General features: G+C 64.3%; 13 protein-coding genes. 5 read left to right on the forward strand and 8 right to left on the reverse strand.

Annotation, left to right across the window (positions count from 1 at the left end):
• Nucleotides 1-3 precede the first annotated feature (3 nt).
• Nucleotides 4-1,830 (reverse strand): glutaminase A, encoded by a 1,827-nt coding sequence (gene glsA, locus GN300_RS24270; RefSeq protein ID WP_054188510.1) that lies wholly within the window; start codon nt 1,828-1,830, stop codon nt 4-6.
• 252 nt (nt 1,831-2,082) lie between these two features.
• On the opposite strand from glsA, the gene dxs reads away from it, so the two are divergent.
• Nucleotides 2,083-4,029, forward strand: coding sequence for a 1-deoxy-D-xylulose-5-phosphate synthase (gene dxs / locus GN300_RS24275; RefSeq protein WP_007732868.1), 1,947 nt, complete (start codon nt 2,083-2,085; stop codon nt 4,027-4,029).
• A gap of 88 nt (nt 4,030-4,117) precedes the next feature.
• On the opposite strand, the gene GN300_RS24280 is transcribed toward dxs, so the two are convergent.
• Together GN300_RS24280 and GN300_RS24285 are read right to left on the reverse strand one after the other, a co-directional pair.
• Nucleotides 4,118-5,560 carry a sugar porter family MFS transporter gene (locus tag GN300_RS24280; protein WP_050656622.1) on the reverse strand — a complete coding sequence of 481 codons (1,443 nt, stop codon included), beginning with the start codon at nt 5,558-5,560 and terminating at the stop codon, nt 4,118-4,120.
• Between the two features lie 350 nt (nt 5,561-5,910).
• On the reverse strand, nt 5,911-6,927 hold the full coding sequence (locus GN300_RS24285) for an iron-siderophore ABC transporter substrate-binding protein (RefSeq protein WP_063316502.1): 1,017 nt from the start codon (nt 6,925-6,927) through the stop codon (nt 5,911-5,913).
• A gap of 124 nt (nt 6,928-7,051) precedes the next feature.
• Between GN300_RS24285 and GN300_RS24290 the strand changes: the two genes are divergently transcribed.
• Nucleotides 7,052-7,603: a TetR/AcrR family transcriptional regulator gene (locus GN300_RS24290; RefSeq protein WP_042920005.1), complete on the forward strand. Its 552-nt coding sequence runs from the start codon at nt 7,052-7,054 to the stop codon at nt 7,601-7,603.
• 102 nt (nt 7,604-7,705) lie between these two features.
• Nucleotides 7,706-9,277, forward strand: a complete 1,572-nt coding sequence (locus GN300_RS24295) for a GMC oxidoreductase (protein WP_082845791.1) — start codon at nt 7,706-7,708, stop codon at nt 9,275-9,277.
• A 66-nt stretch (nt 9,278-9,343) separates the two neighbouring features.
• Here the strand turns inward: GN300_RS24295 and GN300_RS24300 are convergent, their stop codons facing one another.
• The 5 genes from GN300_RS24300 to GN300_RS24320 form a co-directional block, all read right to left on the reverse strand.
• Complete coding sequence (locus tag GN300_RS24300; RefSeq protein WP_007732875.1) at nt 9,344-11,449, reverse strand: 3-hydroxyacyl-CoA dehydrogenase NAD-binding domain-containing protein; 2,106 nt, start codon at nt 11,447-11,449, stop codon at nt 9,344-9,346.
• Complete coding sequence (locus GN300_RS24305) at nt 11,450-12,670, reverse strand: thiolase family protein (RefSeq protein WP_003942598.1); 1,221 nt, start codon at nt 12,668-12,670, stop codon at nt 11,450-11,452. It abuts the gene before it with no gap.
• 161 nt (nt 12,671-12,831) lie between these two features.
• Nucleotides 12,832-14,121, reverse strand: a complete 1,290-nt coding sequence (locus tag GN300_RS24310; RefSeq protein ID WP_063316501.1) for a ribonuclease D — start codon at nt 14,119-14,121, stop codon at nt 12,832-12,834.
• 11 nt (nt 14,122-14,132) lie between these two features.
• A complete protein-coding gene (locus tag GN300_RS24315) occupies nt 14,133-15,539 on the reverse strand; it encodes a wax ester/triacylglycerol synthase family O-acyltransferase (protein ID WP_003942594.1) in 1,407 nt (468 codons plus the stop codon).
• A 60-nt stretch (nt 15,540-15,599) separates the two neighbouring features.
• Entirely contained in the window at nt 15,600-16,190 is a 591-nt protein-coding gene (locus GN300_RS24320; RefSeq protein WP_003942604.1) for a DUF3000 domain-containing protein, read from the reverse strand.
• 168 nt (nt 16,191-16,358) lie between these two features.
• On the opposite strand from GN300_RS24320, the gene hemE reads away from it, so the two are divergent.
• A complete protein-coding gene (gene hemE / locus GN300_RS24325) occupies nt 16,359-17,456 on the forward strand; it encodes a uroporphyrinogen decarboxylase (protein ID WP_063316500.1) in 1,098 nt (365 codons plus the stop codon).
• Nucleotides 17,453-18,814: a protoporphyrinogen oxidase gene (locus tag GN300_RS24330; protein WP_063316499.1), complete on the forward strand. Its 1,362-nt coding sequence runs from the start codon at nt 17,453-17,455 to the stop codon at nt 18,812-18,814. Before hemE ends, GN300_RS24330 begins: the two co-directional genes overlap by 4 nt.
• Nucleotides 18,815-18,818 lie beyond the last annotated feature (4 nt).

The raw sequence follows: 18,818 nt of genomic DNA on the forward strand, positions 1-18,818 counted from the left end.
TTCCTATCCGATTCGTCCGGCGGATATGACACTCCGCAACATCAGGTCCAATTGCTCGTAGGCGCCCGCCGCCAGTCGTTCGAGAAGCGCAAGTTTCAACTCGGGTGCCTGCGCGGTCAGTTCTGCATATCGCTCCGGAGTCAGGACGGCCACGGTGACCGTGGAATCGGCGCGGATGTCGTTGAGGAACGGAGTGTCGAGGAACATCGTCATCTCGCCGAACGTCATTCCGGCGGAGAGCGTCGTGATGCGGTGCTCGACCCCGTGCGCGTCGGTGAACATGGTGCTGACCTGGCCGCTGAGAATCAGATAGAACCCCGAGGCCGCTTCGCCTCGGCGGGCGATCTTCTCGCCGCGGGCATAGGTTCGCGTCTCCAGTTCTGCGGAGAATCCCTCGATCTGCGCCGCGGACAGAGCATCGAGAACTGGGTGGTCCTCGATCGAGATCGTCGACGCCTGCCGATCGGCCTCACAATGCACCGCAAGCAGCGTGTCTTCGCACCACTGCATGGCGGAATCGAGATCGGCAAAAACCCGACCACTTCGTCTGGCGGGGTCGATGCTCGAACTTCGTTGTCCCAGCAGTCCTTGCGGATCGACGACGGCCACAGCACAAGCCTGCTCGGCCAGTTGAACCTGCAGCGCGGTGATCATGCGTACTGCGACGTCGCTGGCGTCGTCGACGCGGCGGACGTCGATGACGACAACTTCGAGGCCCTCGTCCACCGAGCCGATTTCGCGGACCGCCGATTCGGCACCGGTGAAGAGGAGATCGCCGTGCAGTTCGTAGACCCGGCTGCGCTTGCCGACGTCGTCGAGCACGGCTTGTTCGGTCGGGGTGCGTCGTACTCGCGACGGTGCTTCGATGACGCTGTATCTGGCCCGGATCGACGAGCGTGACGCCCGCGTCACGTGGAGGAAGTGCAGTTCGAGTTCCTTCGACAGTGCCCGGGCAGACGCAACTCCGCGAACACTGTTGCCGTGAACGTCGAGCCTGGGGGAGTACACGGCGATCCCGATCTGGCCCGGCAGAACCGCCAGCACTCCGCCGCCGACACCGCTCTTGGCCGGCAATCCGACCTCTACCAGCCACTTGCCGGCGCCGTCGTACATCCCGCAGGTTGCCATGACACTGAGGACCTGTTCGACGCCTGCGGGTGCCAGCGCACGCTCGTGGGTGAGCGGATTGACGCCGTTGTTCGCCATCGTCGCAGCCATCAGACTCAGATCACGGCAGGTCACGTCGATCGAACACTGACGGAAGTACAGGTCGACGGCCTCGTCGGGATTGCCGGTGATGACGTCGAAGGATCGCAGCATGTGGCCGATCGCACGGTTGCGGTGACCGGTGCGGGCCTCGGAGGTGTAGACGGCTTCGTTGAAGGTCAGCTCGCGGCCTGCGTATCGCGAGTACGCCGAGCGGATGCGCTCGAAGCGGGCCTCGGGATTCGGTCCGGCAACCAGTGATGCAGCGGTGATCGCCCCGGCATTGATCATGGGGTTTCGTGGCCGTTCGGTGAGCGGGTCGAGGCTGATTTCGTTGAACGGCTCGCCGGATGGTTCGACGTCGATTTTCGCGGCAACCGCCTCGCTTCCTCGATCGGCGAGAGCCAAGGCGTAGGTGAAGGGCTTCGAGATCGACTGAATGGTGAACGGGATTCGCGAGTCACCGATCTCGTAGACGTAACCGTCTACGGTGGCGATGCAGATTCCGAACGAATCGGGGGCGACCGCCGCGAGTTCGGGGATGTAGTCGGCCAACTCGCCTTCGTCGAGTGATCGGACTTCGTCGAACACTCGCGTTATCAGGTCGTCGACCACAGTTCCCATACGTCGACCTTAAGCTGACATGGCGGTCGTTTTGTGGAAGAAGAGTTGCCGAGTCGATCGCGACGGATCCCATTTGTCTGTGATTGCGATCACGAGCGATCCGCGGGATTTCGCTGTTACGCGAAGTCACACCGGAATCGGGCCGAGTCCGCGTGTCGGTTCGCCGGAACGCTCCGTAGACTGGCAGCACTGTCGCGAAGACAGCCGCGGCGCGCACCGGTGCAGCTGTGAAGCACGGAGGGAGCGATCTCGTTGGGTGTTCTTGCCCGCATTCAGGGTCCTGACGATCTACGTCAGTTGAGCCACGCCGAGATGACGGAGTTGGCCGACGAGATTCGTGAGTTCCTCGTGCTGAAGGTCGCTGCGACCGGTGGTCACCTCGGGCCCAACTTGGGCGTCGTGGAGTTGACCCTCGCACTGCACCGAATTTTCGACTCGCCGCAGGACGCGATCATCTTCGACACGGGCCATCAGGCCTACGTACACAAGATCCTCACCGGTCGTCAGGATCAGTTCGACACTCTGCGTAAGCAGGGCGGACTGTCCGGGTATCCGTGCCGCGCCGAGAGCGAACACGACTGGGTCGAGTCCTCTCACGCTTCCGCCGCGCTGTCCTATGCCGACGGCCTCGCGAAGGCCTTCGCGCTGACGGGTCAGAATCGCCACGTAGTTGCCGTCGTCGGTGACGGTGCGCTGACCGGCGGAATGTGTTGGGAAGCTCTCAACAACATCGCGGCAGGCAAGGACCGTTCGGTGGTGATCGTCGTCAACGACAACGGCCGCTCCTACGCACCGACCATCGGCGGACTCGCCGACCATCTTTCGGCACTGCGAACCGCACCGAGTTACGAGCGCGCCCTCGACAGTGGCCGACGCATGGTCAAGAGACTGCCCTGGGTGGGGCGCACCGCGTACTCCGTCCTGCACGGAATGAAGGCGGGTCTCAAAGACGCGGTCAGCCCTCAGGTCATGTTCACCGATCTCGGTATCAAATACCTCGGACCGGTGGACGGACACGACGAAGCCGCCATGGAATCGGCATTGCGCCGGGCGAAGGCCTACGGCGGACCGGTCATCGTGCATGCCGTCACTCGAAAGGGCAACGGTTACGCACACGCCGAGAACGACGTGGCCGACCAGATGCATGCCACCGGTGTCATCGATCCCGTCACCGGTCGCGGCACCAAGTCGTCCGCGCCGGACTGGACGTCGGTCTTCTCGGCCGCGTTGATCGAGCAGGCTTCGCGTCGTGAGGACATCGTCGCCATCACCGCGGCGATGGCCGGGCCCACCGGCCTCGCGGCCTTCGGTGAGAAGTTCCCCGATCGGATCTTCGACGTCGGTATCGCCGAGCAGCATGCGATGACCTCGGCCGCCGGTCTTGCACTTGGCGGACTTCACCCCGTCGTTGCTATCTACTCGACCTTCCTCAATCGGGCTTTCGACCAGTTGTTGATGGACGTCGCTCTGCTCAAGCAACCGGTGACAGTCGTGCTCGACCGCGCCGGGGTCACCGGAGTCGACGGCGCCAGCCACAACGGCGTCTGGGATCTTTCGCTGCTCGGAATCATCCCGGGGATCCGCGTCGCGGCACCGCGTGACGCCGACACGCTGCGGGAAGAACTGGACGAGGCGCTTCTCGTCGACGACGGCCCAACCGTCGTTCGTTTCCCGAAGGGCGCTGTACCCGAAGCGATTCCGGCCGTGAAGCGACTCGACGGAATGGTCGACGTTCTCAAGTCCAGCGAGGGTGAGCGCGGCGACGTGCTCCTCGTCGCGGTGGGCCCGTTTGCATCCCTGGCACTCGAGATTGCCGAGCGGCTCGACAAGCAGGGCATCTCGGTTGCCGTCGTCGATCCGCGGTGGGTTCTGCCGGTCGCGGATTCCCTGGTGAAGATGGCGGACAAGTACGCCCTCGTGGTCACCATCGAAGACGGTGGTCTGCACGGCGGCATCGGTTCGACGGTCTCGGCGGCGATGCGGGCAGCCGGAGTGCACACGTCGTGCCGCGACATGGGCGTTCCCCAGCAGTTCCTCGATCACGCCAGCCGCGAGGCCATCCACAAGGAACTCGGACTCACGGCTCAGGACCTCTCCCGCAAGATCACCGGCTGGGTGGCGGGCATGGGCAGCGTCGGTGTCCACGTCCAGGAAGACGCGTCCTCGGCGTCGGCTCAGGGCGAAGTCGCGCAAGGCTGACGGCTCGTCTCACGATAATCTCGAAAAGCGGTGGCCCTCGGATCAATCCGAGGGCCACCGCTTTTCGGTGTGACACCGTGAGATCTCGTTACTGGACGGATTCGAGTGTGCTGCCTCGCGTTTCCTTCACGAATCGCAGGACGACGAACAGCGACAACACTGCCATGACGGCGTAGCCGGCGTAGGTGTACGACAGATTCCAATCGGCCAGTGCCGGGAACGTCCAGGAGACCAGGAAGTTCGCGACCCAGTTGGTGGCGGTCGCAATTCCTACTGCTGCAGCACGCACGCGGTTGGGGAACATCTCGGAGATCAACACCCAGACCACCGGGCCCCAGGACAGAGCGAAGAAGAATACGAATGCGTTCGCACCGATAAGTGCGATAGTCGCGTTCGCTCCGGTCAGCGTGGCCACAGATTCGCCGATCTCGTTCTTGGTCACTGTTGCCGAATGGAAACAGAACGCCGCGGTGCCCAGTGAGATGGCCATACCGGCGGAACCGACCAACAACAGCGGCTTTCGACCGACCCGGTCGATGACGGCGATGGCGACAAATGTACCGACGATGTTGACCAAGGCGCTCACGACGCTGATCAGCAGGGATCGGTCGGCGCCGAATCCGACCGCCTGCCAGAGGGTGCTCGAGTAGTAGAAGATCACGTTGATACCGACGAACTGCTGCAATGCGGCGAGTGCAATACCGACCCACACCAGATGGGAAACCCCGAGCCGCTTCGAGAAGAGTTGGCGGACTGTGGTCTTGGCTTGCTTCTCCGTCAGAGATTCGCGGATCTCGTTCATGCGTTCGGTGACGGCGTCGTGATCTCCACCTTCGAGATCGGAGATGATCTTGCGAGCACGATCGTCCTTGCCCTGCGCCACGAGGAACCGTGGAGATTCGGGAATCGTGGTTGTCATGATCAGGTACAGGACTGCGGGAACCGCCTCGAGCATCAGCATCCACTGCCAGGCTTCGAGGCCTGCGATCTGATTGCGATCACCACCGGCCGCGGCCTGGAGGGCGTAGTTGACCAACTGCGACACGGCGATTCCGAGAACGATCGCCAGTTGGTACATCGAGCCGAGACGTCCGCGAATCGCGGCGGGGGAGATCTCCGCGATGTAGGCCGGGGCGATGACTGACGCGAAACCTACTGCCAGGCCGCCGACCACGCGCCAGAACGTGAGGTCGTAGACGCTGAACGGAATTGCGGAGCCTACGGCGCCGATGATGAACAACACCGCGGCTATCTGCATGACGCGGATGCGGCCGAGTCGGTCGGCGAGTGTGCCTGCGATCCAGGCGCCGAGTGCTGCGCCGAGCAGAGTCAGTGAGACCGTGAGCCCGGTGCCCGAGGCGCCGATGTCGTACTTGTCTCGGATCGCACCGACCGCCCCGTTGATGACTGCGGTGTCGTATCCGAACAGAAAACCGCCGAGCGCGGCGGCGCCGGCGAAGAGCACTGCATGTCCGACGTCGGCGCGAGTAGCGCCTGATCCTCCGCCGGAGGCGGTTCCGCTGAATGCCATTCCTGCCCCCTCAAAGGCCCTACGGTCGACACCCCGATGCGCCGATCCATCCGCGAGCACTCTGCACGCTACGCCCACCCGGGCAGATTTGGCGGGGACTCACGCGCCGTTACCCAGCTGAGTCCATTCCCGCAGCGAATCAGCTGGACACAGTAATGTCGTATTGATTGCAGTTATTATGCAAACAATATGGTAAGTGCAGGTGAGGGCGCTTTACTCGCCCGAGCGGCGCTCGGCTTTTGCTGCGATGTCTTCGAGATCCTTCGCCATGAATTTCCGGGTCACCCGCCTCTCCGGCGAGCCGTTCGATACGGATCACGCCGGAGAGGGTTGTCGGGAAAATCTCGTTTCTAGGCGGAGGCGCGCTTTGCGGCTTCGCTCAACGTCGGTGTGATCTGGCCGAGGACCCACGGCGTGCTCAGGACGTTGACGTTGCTCAGTCCGCCGATGACCCGGGTGTCGCTGAGGAATGCGGTGGATCCACGCTTGACCGCGCCGAGTCCACCGACTGCGGGTATGCCGGACGGATCACCGGAGCCGTCGGTGAAGCCGACGATCACATCGGCGTCGATGTCGGCGATGTTCTCGTAGGAGATCGTCTTGAAGAACGATCCACCTGCATTGTCCGCGGCTAGCTTCTCGACGCCCGGTGCGTTGACGAACCCGAGTTCGGTCAGCACCTGGACCCGCGGATCAGTGGGCAGATAGACGTTGATGTTGCTCGAATCGGTGTCGAACTTGACCACTGCCAATGTCTTTCCGGCGAACTCCGGGTGGGCTGTGGCGGTATCGGCGAGAGTCGCGTCGAGGCCGTCGACGAGCTTGTCGGCCTCTTCGCTCTTGCCGACTGCCTTGCCGACGATGCGGGTCTGGTCCTGCCAGGATGTCTGCCAGGCCGCGCCGGGGTAAGCGGCCGTCGGTGCGATCTTGCTCAGTTGGTTGTAGACGGATTCCTCGAAGCCCTCGTACGGCGCGAGGATGACGTCGGGGGTCAACGACGCGATGGACTCGATCGGCGGTTCTCCGCTGGCCGGCATGTCGAAGAGCGTTGTCTTGTCCGCGTCGAAGTAGTCCTGCGCCCAGGGCATGACGCCGTTGTCGTCCGCGCCGTAGGTGTACTTGGGCTGTCCGACCGGAGTCAGATCGAGTGCGTACAGGATGTCCTGCGCGTTCCATCCGAGGGTGACGAGGCGCTCGGGTTTCGAGTCGATGGTCGTGGTGCCGAAGGTGTTCTCGATGCTGACGGGGAATCCGCCCGTACCTTGGGATGTCGTGGATGTGCCTGAATCCGAGGAGCACGAGACAAGTGCGGTGACCGCGATTGCAGCCGCACCGAGGGCAGTGAAGCCCCGAACAGAAGTTTTCATGAAGGGCAGCCTAACCTACTGAATTTCGGCAGCCAAACGAAACCGATTGTGCCGTTTATGCAGGTGGGAGTCGGATCTGGACCGCGTTTCTCAGTGCACCGTTTCGGTGGGCAATACTTTCCTCGTGCGATCACAGCAGAAGATTCTCGGTGCCGCCCTCGGACTGATCGAAGGTGGCGGATTCGAGGCTGTGAACATTGCCGCAGTTGCCACCGCGGCCGGTGTCTCGCGCCAGACGGTGTACTCGATTTTCGGCACACGTGAAGAGGTCGTCTCCCAGGCGATGGGCGGTCTCGCTGTCGAGGTTCTCGGGGAGATCACGGCACAGGTGGAGTCGGTCGACACGGCGTGTGAATACGTCGTCGAATTCATCGTTGCCGCGCGAACTGCCGTGCGTGCTCACCCGGTGCTCGCGACTCTGCTCCTCGCCGAGCGGGGAAACCCTGTCTTCGATCTCGAAATGATGAGTCGAGCAATACCTTTCGCTGGTCAGATGCTCACCCCTATGGTCGAACGTGGCCTCGCCACCGAGGCGGAGTTGGATGAGATAGTGGAAATTGCCGTGCGACTGGGGCTTTCGGTTGTTGCATTCGACAGTGACCTCGTACATTCCGACGACTCCTTGCGGGCCTTTCTCTCGAGGTGGCTCGGGCCCGCAATCCGGTCGACCTCGTAGTTCCTTGCCTGCTCCGCCAAAACCTTGACACTCGAGCGTCAGAGTGTCTAGTTTTGGCGTGCCCGGAATTCTCTGGCGACATTCTTCGAGGGAGCACCAGTCATGTCCGGAGTGAAACGTAGATCATTCTTGGCCGGTACGGCCGCCGTGGGAGTCGCGATGATGGCGCCACGCACGGCCAGGGCTGCAACAGGGATTCCACTGACACGTGAAGTGCACCGTGCCGTGGTTATCGGATCGGGGTTCGGCGGCGGGGTGACGGCACTTCGCCTGGCCGAGGCGGGGGTTCCGGTCACTTTGCTGGAGAGAGGGATTCGGTGGCAGACCGGGCCGAATGCCGAAACTTTTCCGCACCCAGCCAGTCCGGACAAGCGCATCCTCTGGCATCAGTCCAACCCGACTCTGTTCGGCAGGCCGGCGATCTTCGAGCCATACACGGGTTTGTTGGAGACGGTGACCGGTGAGAACATGACCGCGATCTGCGCAGCCGGTGTGGGCGGCGGATCGCTTGTGTACCAGGGGATGACGCTGCAACCGGAAGAAGCGGTCTTCAACACGCACTTTCCGGAGGAGCTCGATTACGCACGAATGGGCCGCGTCCATTACCCGCGGGTGGCGCGGATGCTGCAAGTGGAAACTGCACCAGACGAACTGATTTCCAGCCCGAACTACGAGGCGGCACGTGTATTCGCGCGTAACGCAGCGCGTTCCGGTCTACCCGTGTCGAAGATTCCGATGCCGATCGACTGGAACTTCGCGTTGGCCGAATTGAGGGGTGAGATGAAGCCGTCTTACACCAACGGTGACGGCGCGCTCGGTGTCAACAACGGTGGCAAGCATTCGGTGGATGTCACCTACATTGCGGCTGCGGAAGCGACCGGATTGGTGAATGTGGAGACTCTGCACCAGGTCACCGATGTCGAGCGGGCCGCCGACGGACGGTGGCGCGTGTACGTGGACCGGACCGACATTTCCGGCAAGATTCTCGAGAACAAGATCTTGACGACGGATGCGCTCGTGATGGCTGCAGGCAGCATGAACACCACCAAACTCCTGGTCCGCGCCGCGGCAACGGGGCGGATCAGGGATCTACCGGACGAGCTCGGCGCAGGGTGGGGGACCAATGCCGATCGGATCTACATCTGGTCGGATCTCGCCGAGAACTTCGGTGCGACGCAGGGCGGGCCGGTCGTCTACGGCAGCCGGAACTGGGACGACCCGCATAATGCGTTCACCGTCATTCAGGCGTCGTTCCCGCCCGTTGCGTTCGACGCTCACAGCACGGTGATGGTCGGATTCGGTGTGAGCGGCGACCGAGGTCGGTTCGTGTACGACTCGGCGCGGGGTGAGGCGGTGCTCCGTTGGCCGAAGGACGGGGATTCGGCGATCCAGCAAGGCCACATCGGGCCGGCCGCCCAGCGGATCGCGGCAGGAGGACTGCTCACCGACACGAACGCGATACTGCCCTCCACGTGGCATCCCCTCGGCGGTGCCTGCATGAACTCGGTGTGCGATCTTGATGGGCGGGTTCTGGGCCAGCGGGGGTTGTACGTGCTCGACGGCGCTCTGCTGCCGGGAAACTCCGCTGCGTGCAATCCGTCGATGACCATCGCCGCCGTCGCGGAGCGTGCGCTCGAGAACATCGTGAAAGACGATGTGGGAACACTATTCTGAACCTGCGCAAACGCCACGGACGGCGTACCCGAAGGCACGCCGTCCGTGACGGGTCGATCGACTGACTCAGACGCTGGCAACACCAGGCGCGAGGAAGCGCTTGCCGTTGACAGCCTCGGAGGTACCGGTGCGGTCCAGGTACGGCGTGATGCCGCCGTTCCAGAATCCGAATCCTCCGCCGAGCAGCAGGCAGAGGTCGATGTCCTCGGCTGCCGCTACGACGCCCTCGTCGAGCATGATCTGAATTTCCTCGGCAAATGCACGACGTGTGCGCTCGAGGACCTCTTCCGAGGTGGACACCTTGTCACCCTGCGGCCACAGTGCGGCGACCTCGGGGTCGACGGCCTGACCGTTCTCGCCCCAGGTCCACACGCCGGGCTTGCGGGCCTCGACGAGTGCTTCGAGTCCGGGTGAGCTCTTGAACCGGTCCGGGTACGACTCCTGCAGGGTCTCCCCGGTGTGCAGTGCCACTGCGGGTCCGACTAGGGCCAGCAAGGTGAACGGCGACATGGGCATGCCGAGTTCGGCGATGGCATTGTCTGCGACGTCGAAGGGGGTGCCTTCGTCGACGGCGGACATGACCTCACCCAAGGTGCGGGTGACGAGGCGGTTGAAGACGAAGCCGGCCTTGTCGCCGCAGAGGACGGCGGACTTCTTCAGCGACTTCGCGGTGGCGAAAGCCGTTGCCAGAGTGGCATCATCGGTCTTGCTGCCCTTGATGATCTCGAGGAGGGGAAGAACGGCCACCGGGTTGAAGAAGTGGAAGCCGACCACACGCTCGGGATGTTCGAGGCCGGACGCCATCTCCGTGATGGAGAGCGAAGACGTGTTGGTGGCGAGGATGGTTTCGGGGGCGATGAACTGCTCGAGTTCCGCGAAGACCTTCTTCTTGACGTCCATGTTCTCGAAGACGGCTTCGATGACGAAGTCGGTCTTGGCGAACGCGGCCTTGTCGAGGGAGCCGGAGACGAGCGCCTTGAGGCGGTTCGCAGCGTCGGGGGACAGGCGTCCCTTGCCCTGGAGCTTCTCGATCTCGGTGTGGACGTAGCCGACACCCTTGTCGATGCGTTCCTGGTCGATGTCGGTCAGGATGACCGGCACCTTGAGCTGGCGGACGAAGAGCAGCGCGAGCTGGCTGGCCATGAGGCCGGCGCCGACGATGCCGACGCCGCTGACCTTACGAGCGAGCGAGCGGTCGGGTGCTCCGGCGGGACGCTTGGCGCGCTTGTTCACCAGATCGAAGGCGTACAGACCCGCGCGGAGTTCGTCCGTCAGGAGGAGGTCGGCAAGAGCCTCGTCCTCGGCCGCGAAGCCCTTGTCGAGCGAGGCGGCATCGGTGATGTCGGTGCTGCGAGCCAGTTCGAGCAACTCGACGGCCTTGACGGCGCCGGGAGCGTTGCCCTTGGTCTTGCCGTCGACGATCGCCTTCGCACGAGCGATCGCGTCGTCCCAGCCCTGGCCACGATCGATCTCGGGGCGAGCGGGGGTCACTGTGCCGGCGAGGACCTGCGACGCCCAGGCGAGGGACTGCTCGATGAAGTCGGCGGAATCGAGAACGACGTCGACGACGCCGAGTTCGAGTGCCTTCTTGGGGGAGAGCACCTTGTTCTGGTTCAGCGAGTTCTCGATAACCACGGTGACGGCGTTCGACGGGCCGACGAGGTTGGGGAGCAACTGCGTTCCGCCCCAACCGGGGACCAGACCGAGGAATGCTTCCGGAAGACCCAGTGCGCCCGCATTGGCGGCAACCGTGCGGTAGTGGCTGTGCAGTCCGACCTCGAGGCCGCCGCCCAGAGCGACACCGTTGATGAAGGCGAACGTGGGAACGGACGACTCACGCAGGCGTCGGAACACCTTGTGACCCAAGCGGCCCAGCTCGAGTCCCTGCTCACGAGAGGTGATCGCGGGAACACCCTTGAGATCCGCGCCGGCGGCGAAGATGAACGGCTTGCCGGTGACGGCGATGGCAACCGGGTTGGCGGCAAAGGCTTCGTCGAGGGCGGCGTCGAATGCTGCGAGTCCGCCGGGACCGAAGGACGACGGCTTGGTGTGGTCGAAGCCGTTGTCGAGGGTGATCAGTGCAAAAGGGCCCTCGATGCCGGGGACCGAGATGATCTTCGTGTAGGCGTTCGTCACGACCTCGTCGGCGAATGCTGTTGCAATATCAGACATTTAGTTGACTCCTGCCTGGTAGTCAGCGTGGTTCGGGTTCTCCCAGATGACGGTGCCGCCCATGCCGAGGCCGATGCACATGGTGGTCAAGCCGTAGCGCACGTCGGGACGCGTCGCGAACTGGCGGGAGAGCTGCGTCATCAGGCGAACGCCCGAGGAAGCGAGGGGGTGGCCACACGCGATGGCGCCGCCCCACTGGTTGACGCGCGGGTCGTCGTCGGCGATTCCGTAGTGCTCGAGGAACGCGAGGACCTGAACGGCGAACGCCTCGTTGATCTCGAAGAGTCCGATGTCCTCGATCTTGAGGCCGGTGCGTGCCAGCAGCTTCTCAGTGGCGGGAACCGGGCCGATGCCCATGACGGCGGGGTCGACGCCCTGGTAGGCGAAGCCCACCATGCGCATGCCGACCGGCAGGCCGAGCTCGGCTGCGGTGTCCTCACCGGCGAGCAGTGCTGCGGTGGCACCGTCGTTGAGTCCGGCTGCGTTACCGGCGGTGATGCGTCCGGCCGGTCGGAACGGCGTCTTGAGCTTCGCGAGATCTTCGACGGTGGTTCCGGGGCGCGGCGGCTCGTCTTCGGTGGCCAGACCCCAGCCCGCGGAACTGCGGGTGGCGACGGGGACCAGGGTGTCGGCGATGAAGCCGGCCTTCTTGGCAGCGTCGTACTTGTTCTGGCTGTTGACGGCGTAGGCGTCCGTGCGGTCCTTGGTGATGGTCGGGAACCGGTCGTGCAGGTTCTCGGCGGTGTTACCCATCACGAGGGCGCTCGGGTCGACCAGGCGGTCGGCGAGGAAACGCGGGTTGGGGTCTGCGCCCTCACCCATCGGGTGGTGACCCATGTGCTCGACGCCACCGGCGATCACGACGTCGTACTGGCCGAAGCCGATGCCCGACGCGGTCGTGGTGACGGCGGTCATCGCGCCGGCACACATGCGGTCGATGGCGAATCCTGGAACGGTTTCGGGGAGACCGGCGAGGATCGCAGCGGTGCGGCCGATGGTCAGGCCCTGGTCACCGGTCTGCGTGGTGGCTGCGACAGCAACTTCGTCGATCCGTGCGGGATCGAGCTGCGGGTTACGGCGAAGCAGCTCACGAATCGCCTTGACGACGAGATCGTCTGCGCGCGTGTCGGCGTACATGCCTTTCGGGCCGGCCTTGCCGAACGGGGTGCGAATGCCGTCGACGAAGACGACGTTGCGTTGGTTGTTTGTGGATGGAGCCACGCGAATTCCTCCTGATGGAGCTGCCCACCGCACCGAAGGGCGGTGAGACGTTGGTTCGGCGATCACGGCCAGGCGTCCGGCCTCGTGTCGAGCGTACTACTGCCCATTACTGACCGGTAACTTAACGTGCCGAATTGCTCCAACCTCACACCGGGGTCAGGTCAGGATTCCGGCTCTTCCACTTCGGGCTCGGCCGGGACCACGGAGTTCAGTGCCTCGGCGAGGACGGGAACGGTCAAAGTGCGTTGCCAGCCACGTGCGCCACCGGAAGTGAGCTTGGTCTCGATCGCACTCTCGACTTCGGCGATGTCCGAGTCGGGTTCCAGTTTCCAGTCCCAGCACAGGCGCCTGACCAGGTCGGGTTGGAGCAAATTCTCCACGGGCACCGAAACCTCTTTGCTCAGGTCCGACAGTGCTGCGCGCGCCGCGGTCAACCGATCAGCCGCCGCTGGATCCTGGCGGGCCCAGCGACCGGCAGCGGGCGGCCCGACGATGGGCGGGGTTTTCGGCGGAAGCTCGCTGTCGGGGAGCCTGCGCGCGGCTTCCAGTGCATCCATCCAGATACGCGAATACCGGCGTTGACGTGGCCCGCCGAAGACGGGAAGCGAGCGGAGCGCATCCAGCGACCGAGGATCTTTGAGAGCGGCATCGATGATCGCGGAGTCAGGAAGAACCCGACTCGGAGACACGTCGCGCTTGCGTGCGAGATCCTCGCGCGCCTGCCACAGCGCCCGTACTGCCGCCAACTGACGGGTGGTCTTGAGTGAGGTGATGTGCGACGTACGACGCCAGCGGTCCGGTTTGGGCTTGGGCGGGCCGGCCAGACGGATGTACTCGAACTCTTCCTTCGCCCACTCGAGCTTGCCTTGGGATTCGAGTTCGGCTTCCATTGCGTCGCGCAGTTCGAGAAGCACTTCGACGTCGAGGGCAGCGTAGTTCAACCAGGCGTCCGGCAGCGGACGTGTCGACCAGTCCGCAGCCCCGTGACCCTTGCGAAGTTCCACTCGCAGGGTTCGTTCCACGATCGCGGCGAGTCCGACTCGCTCGAACCCGGCCAGTCGTCCGGCCAGTTCGGTGTCGAACAGCTCGGCCGGCGTCAGGCTCAGTTCGGCGAGGCCGGGGAGATCCTGATCGGCAGAGTGCAGCACCCATTGCAACGGGTTGATCACCTCGGCCAACGGCTGCAGGTCTTGCGCTGTCGGAATCGGGTCGAGCAGGAACGATCCTGCTCCTTCGCGTCGAAGCTGGATCAGGTACGCCCGTGCCGAATAGCGGAATCCGGATGCGCGCTCGGCGTCCACGGCGAGCGGGCCGTGGCCGGAGGCCAGCGCGGCCGCGGCGTCGGCGACACCGGCGGCAGTGGTGATGACGTCCGGAACTCCGTCACGCGGAACGAGCAGCGGAACTACGTCGGAGGTGGGCTCGGTTGCATCATCGGTGACTTCGGACATGGTCACTGACTCTACGTCGCAGTCGGGGCCGGGGTTGTCACCTCAGCGTCGAACAGTTCGTCGAGTGCGGCTCCGAAACCTTGCGCGAGCTGGTCCAATTCGGGTGCCAGATCGGAGCAACTGACGATGCCGACGTCGAGTTTTCCGTCGAGAGACATCACAGTCACGTTGAGACCTGCTCCGTGAAAGATCGGGCCGAGCGGGAACATTCCCTTGATCTGGGCACCGAGGAAGTAGAGCGGCACCGGCGGTCCAGGCACATTCGACACGACCAGGTTGGACACGACGGGGTGACGCTCGGCGAGTTTGAGCGACGAGTACACGCGCATGGCGGCGCCGAACACCGCCGGCGAAGCGAACTGCGACCAGTCCTGGAGCATGTTCGCGCCCAGAGCCTCGTTGTGGTTCTTCGAGGTGGCGTTGTAATCGCTGATTGCGTGCAGGCGTTCGACCGGATCGGCGATCTGGGTGCCGAGTTGCGTGAACATGCCCGAGATCTGGTTCGTGCCCGGACGATCGGATTTGCCGTGGACCGACACCGGCACCATGGCGACGAGGGAGTCCTCCGGCAGTTCGTCCCGGTCCTCCAGATACTTACGCAGTGCCCCGGCGCAGAGCGCGAGAACCACGTCGTTGACCTTGACGCCGTGACGGTCCTTGACGGCTTTGACCTTCGCGAGATCGAGTTGGCTGAACGCGACGTTGCGGTGACCGGTGATCGCGCCGTTGAACGAGGTCCGCGGCGCGGTGAACGGAGCAGGCATCGCTTCACCCTTTCGCGCACGCGTCACCCACTTCGGGAGCATGGCGATTCCGCCCGGGACCAGACGGGCAATTCTTGCGGGCCGGGCGATGACGGCCATGAGTCCGCCGATCGCGATGTCCAGCGTTCCCGCGTCGCCCGCACCCTGTGCTGTGGGATCCACGAGCGCCGGTGAATCCGGTTCGAGACTGCACAGCTGAGCCAGGATGTTCGCGCCGGTGACACCGTCGGCAGCGCTGTGATGGATCTTCGACATGACGGCGATCTGTCCGTCGGCAAGTCCCTCGATGACCCACATCTCCCACAGCGGTCGGGAACGATCCAGCGGTTGGCTCGCGATGTGTCCGGCGAGCTCTGCCAGTTCCGCGTGTGTGCCGGGAGCAGGTACCGCGGTCCGATGGCAGTGCCGCTCGATGTCGAAATCGTGATCGTCGACCCACACGGGGTAGTCGAGATTGAGACGGGAATCTTTGAGTTTGCGCCGGAAGGTCGGCATGGTGGCCATTCGCGAGTCCAACTCGCGAAGCAGCTTCCGGTAGTCGTAGCCGCCCGGGATGGTCGTGGGGTCGAGCAGGACAAGTCCACAAACGTGCAATAGCTGGGTCGGTGTTTCCAAGTAGAGGAAGGTCGCGTCGAGTCCGCTGAGACGTTGCATGACTCATTCTAGAACAGGTTCTAGTATTTTTCCGGGGGAATGCTCAAACGAGTGAAAGAGTCAGTCGTTCTGCCGCGACAGCGTGGTTATCCCGGCAGGCGGAAGCCCCGCCGCGTACGCGAGAACCTCGCAGAAAGCCTCGACGTGGTGAGCCAATTCGGACGAAGTTGCAGTCCAGGACGCTCGCAACTCCAGTTGATGGGCTCGCGGAGGCCCGGCGATGTCGCCGTACCGCACGGAAGTTGTAGCTGTGACCGTACCGCCCAGGGCCACAAAAGGTTCCGGTCCGGCCTCCAAAGCGTCCACCAGCCAACTCCAGGCTACTTCGGGAAGTAGTGGATCCGCGGCGACGGCTTCGTCGAGATCGGCCTGGATGTACGCCACCAACCGCATGGTGCCGTTCCACGCCTCGTCGCCGTCCGGATCGAACAACAGGATCAGGCGGCCGAAAGCGTCACCTTCGGACTGCTCGGCCACGACGTCGGAGTCCGGGTGGAGAACCTCGGCCCCCACCGCGTGGCTGTACGGAGCGAGACGCTGCGGCGGGCGGATGGGACCGACCTCTATCTCGGGCCGAACCCGCGCAGCGGTCATCGCCTCCACGGCGGCACGGAACTCGGCCGGGTCGGCTGTCGATCCGGATGTCGTCACAGGTCAGGACGTTAGTCGGGGATGTGGGCGGGGAGGTGGAGGCGCGCCGACCGAGTGTGGCTCGGGTGTGTGGCCGCTCACGAACCGCTCGGGTGTCCGATCCCGAGTGTGGGACGTGGCAGCATTGAGTCGATCGAAGACACACGTTGGCGGAGAGCGCGAGGACTGATGAGCGGGTTGGACAACATGAATTCAGGCATTACCGGGTCGGCGGAGTACAGCGCTCGGCGAGTCTTGCCCGACGCACCGTTGCTTGCCGCGGCGACCGGACGCACTCCGAGTCGACGGCCGGTGTGGTTCATGCGTCAGGCCGGGCGTTCGTTGCCGGAGTACCGCGAGGTCCGCGCCGGGATCGGCATGTTGGAATCTTGTTTCGATCCGGCGCTGGTCTGTGAGATCACGATGCAGCCGGTGCGCCGTCACGACGTGGACGCGGCAATCCTGTTCTCGGACATCGTCGTTCCACTCAAAGCCGCGGGAATCGATCTCGACATCGTTGCCGGCGTCGGACCGGTGGTTGCCAATCCGATTCGCTCCATCGCCGACGTTGCAGCACTCCCGCGACTGGTCCCCGAAGAGGTAGGCGCAATCGCGCAGGCCGTTCGGCTTCTCACCACCGAGTTGGGCTCCACGCCGCTGATCGGCTTTGCCGGAGCGCCGTTCACTCTGGCGTCGTATCTGGTCGAAGGTGGTCCGAGCCGGAACCACGAGAAGACCAAAGCGCTCATGCACTCCGATCCGAAGACCTGGCACGCGTTGCTCGGAAGTTTGGCCGACACCACGATCTGCTTCCTGCAGGCGCAGCTCAAGGCGGGCGTCGACGCGGTCCAGCTGTTCGACTCGTGGGCCGGCGCGCTCTCGCTGGCCGATTATCGGGAATTTGTCCTGCCGCATTCCGAGCGAGTGTTCGCCGAGGTTGCCGCTGCCGGCGTCCCGCGTATCCACTTCGGTGTCGGCACCGGTGAACTTCTCGGCGCGATGGGGGAGGCAGGCGCCGACGTCGTGGGCGTCGACTGGCGGATTCCGCTCGACGTCGCGGCTGGTCGTGTCGGTCCGGGTAAGGCGCTGCAGGGCAATCTCGATCCCGCCGTACTGTTCGCGGGCCCCGAGGTGATCGATCGTGAGGTGCGCCGGATCGCCGCCGAAGGGGACCGCGCGATCGAGGCCGGTGCCATCGGCCACATCTTCAACCTCGGCCACGGAGTTCTTCCCGACACCGATCCCACGGCGATCACCGCGGCGGTGGAGCTGGTGCACTCGCTGTGACGACCAATCGGCCGTCGGTCGCGGTGATCGGAGGAGGAATCTCCGGTCTGGTTGCCGCGTACCGGCTTCGGCGCAGTCTGGGCTTCGAAGCGGACATCACGATCGTCGACGACTCACCGCGACTGGGCGGGAAGCTGCGAACGATTGATCTGGGCGGTGGCCCGATCGACATCGGTGCCGAGGCGTTCATCGCCCGTCGGCCGGAAGTTCCTGCGCTTCTCGCCGAGCTGGGTCTGACCGATCAGATCGTCTACCCCGCGGGCCTGAGCCCGTTGATCTGGTCTCAGGGATCACTGAACCGGTTGCCCACCGGCACCCTGATGGGAATCCCGGCTTCGGCGGAGTCGGTGAGAGATCTTGTCGACGAGCAGACCCTGGCTCGCATCGCCGCCGAGGCCGGCGTCCCGCTGGAGTGGACCCGCGGTTCCGATTGCAGTGTTGCCGAACTGGTTTCGCAGCGATTCGGTGATCAGGTGGTCAGCCGATCGGTGGATCCGCTTTTGGGCGGGGTGTACTCGGGGCTGGCGGAGACCATCGGCGTGCGTGCAGCTTTGCCGACACTCGCTGCGGCCCTCGATGCGGGCGCTCGGAGCCTCACGGATGCAGTCGCAGCCGCATTGCCGACGCCTGCGCCGGGGCCGGTGTTCGGAGCGCTCAGAGACGGGTACGGCATCCTGCTCGATGCGCTGCAGCAGGCCGCCGACGCGACCTTCGTCCGCGGCGAGGCTTCTGGGTTGCGCAGCGACGGGGCTGGTTGGAACGTCGATCCGCTCGGAAGCGTCGACGCGGTGATTCTGGCCGTCCCGGCCCCGCGCGCGGCGGCGCTGTTGGCCGGAGTCGATGCGGATGTTGCGAGTACCGTCGCTCGGATCGAACTGGCGTCGTCCGCGGTGGTGGCGCTCCGGTTGTCCGGGCAGGTCGAACTTCCGCAGAATTCAGGGATCCTGGTAGCCACCGACGCCGACCTGACCGCCAAGGCGTTCACGCTGTCGAGCCGAAAGTGGACACACCTCGCTGATCGCGGTGAGCACCTCGTTCGGGTGTCGTTCGGTCGATTCGGTGCATCGGAGATCGTCGACCGGCCGGATGGTGAGTTGATCGACTTCGCGCGCGCCGATCTCGAGACCGTGACCGGAATCACCGAGGAGCCAGGCGCGACCTTCGTACAGCGGTGGCACGGAGGTCTTCCCCAATACGCCCCAGGTCACACGGAAATCGTGGCTGAAATCGAGTCCGGGATGACGCAGTTCGACGGCCTCGCCCTGGCCGGGTCGTGGCTGCACGGCGTCGGGGTTCCGGCGTGTGTCGCAGTCGGCACGACGGCGGCTACACGGATATTCGAGCGAGTGGCACGATAGACCC

The organism is Rhodococcus sp. Ni2, from assembly GCF_021352185.1.
Classification (GTDB): Bacteria; Actinomycetota; Actinomycetes; order Mycobacteriales; family Mycobacteriaceae; genus Rhodococcus_F; species Rhodococcus_F qingshengii.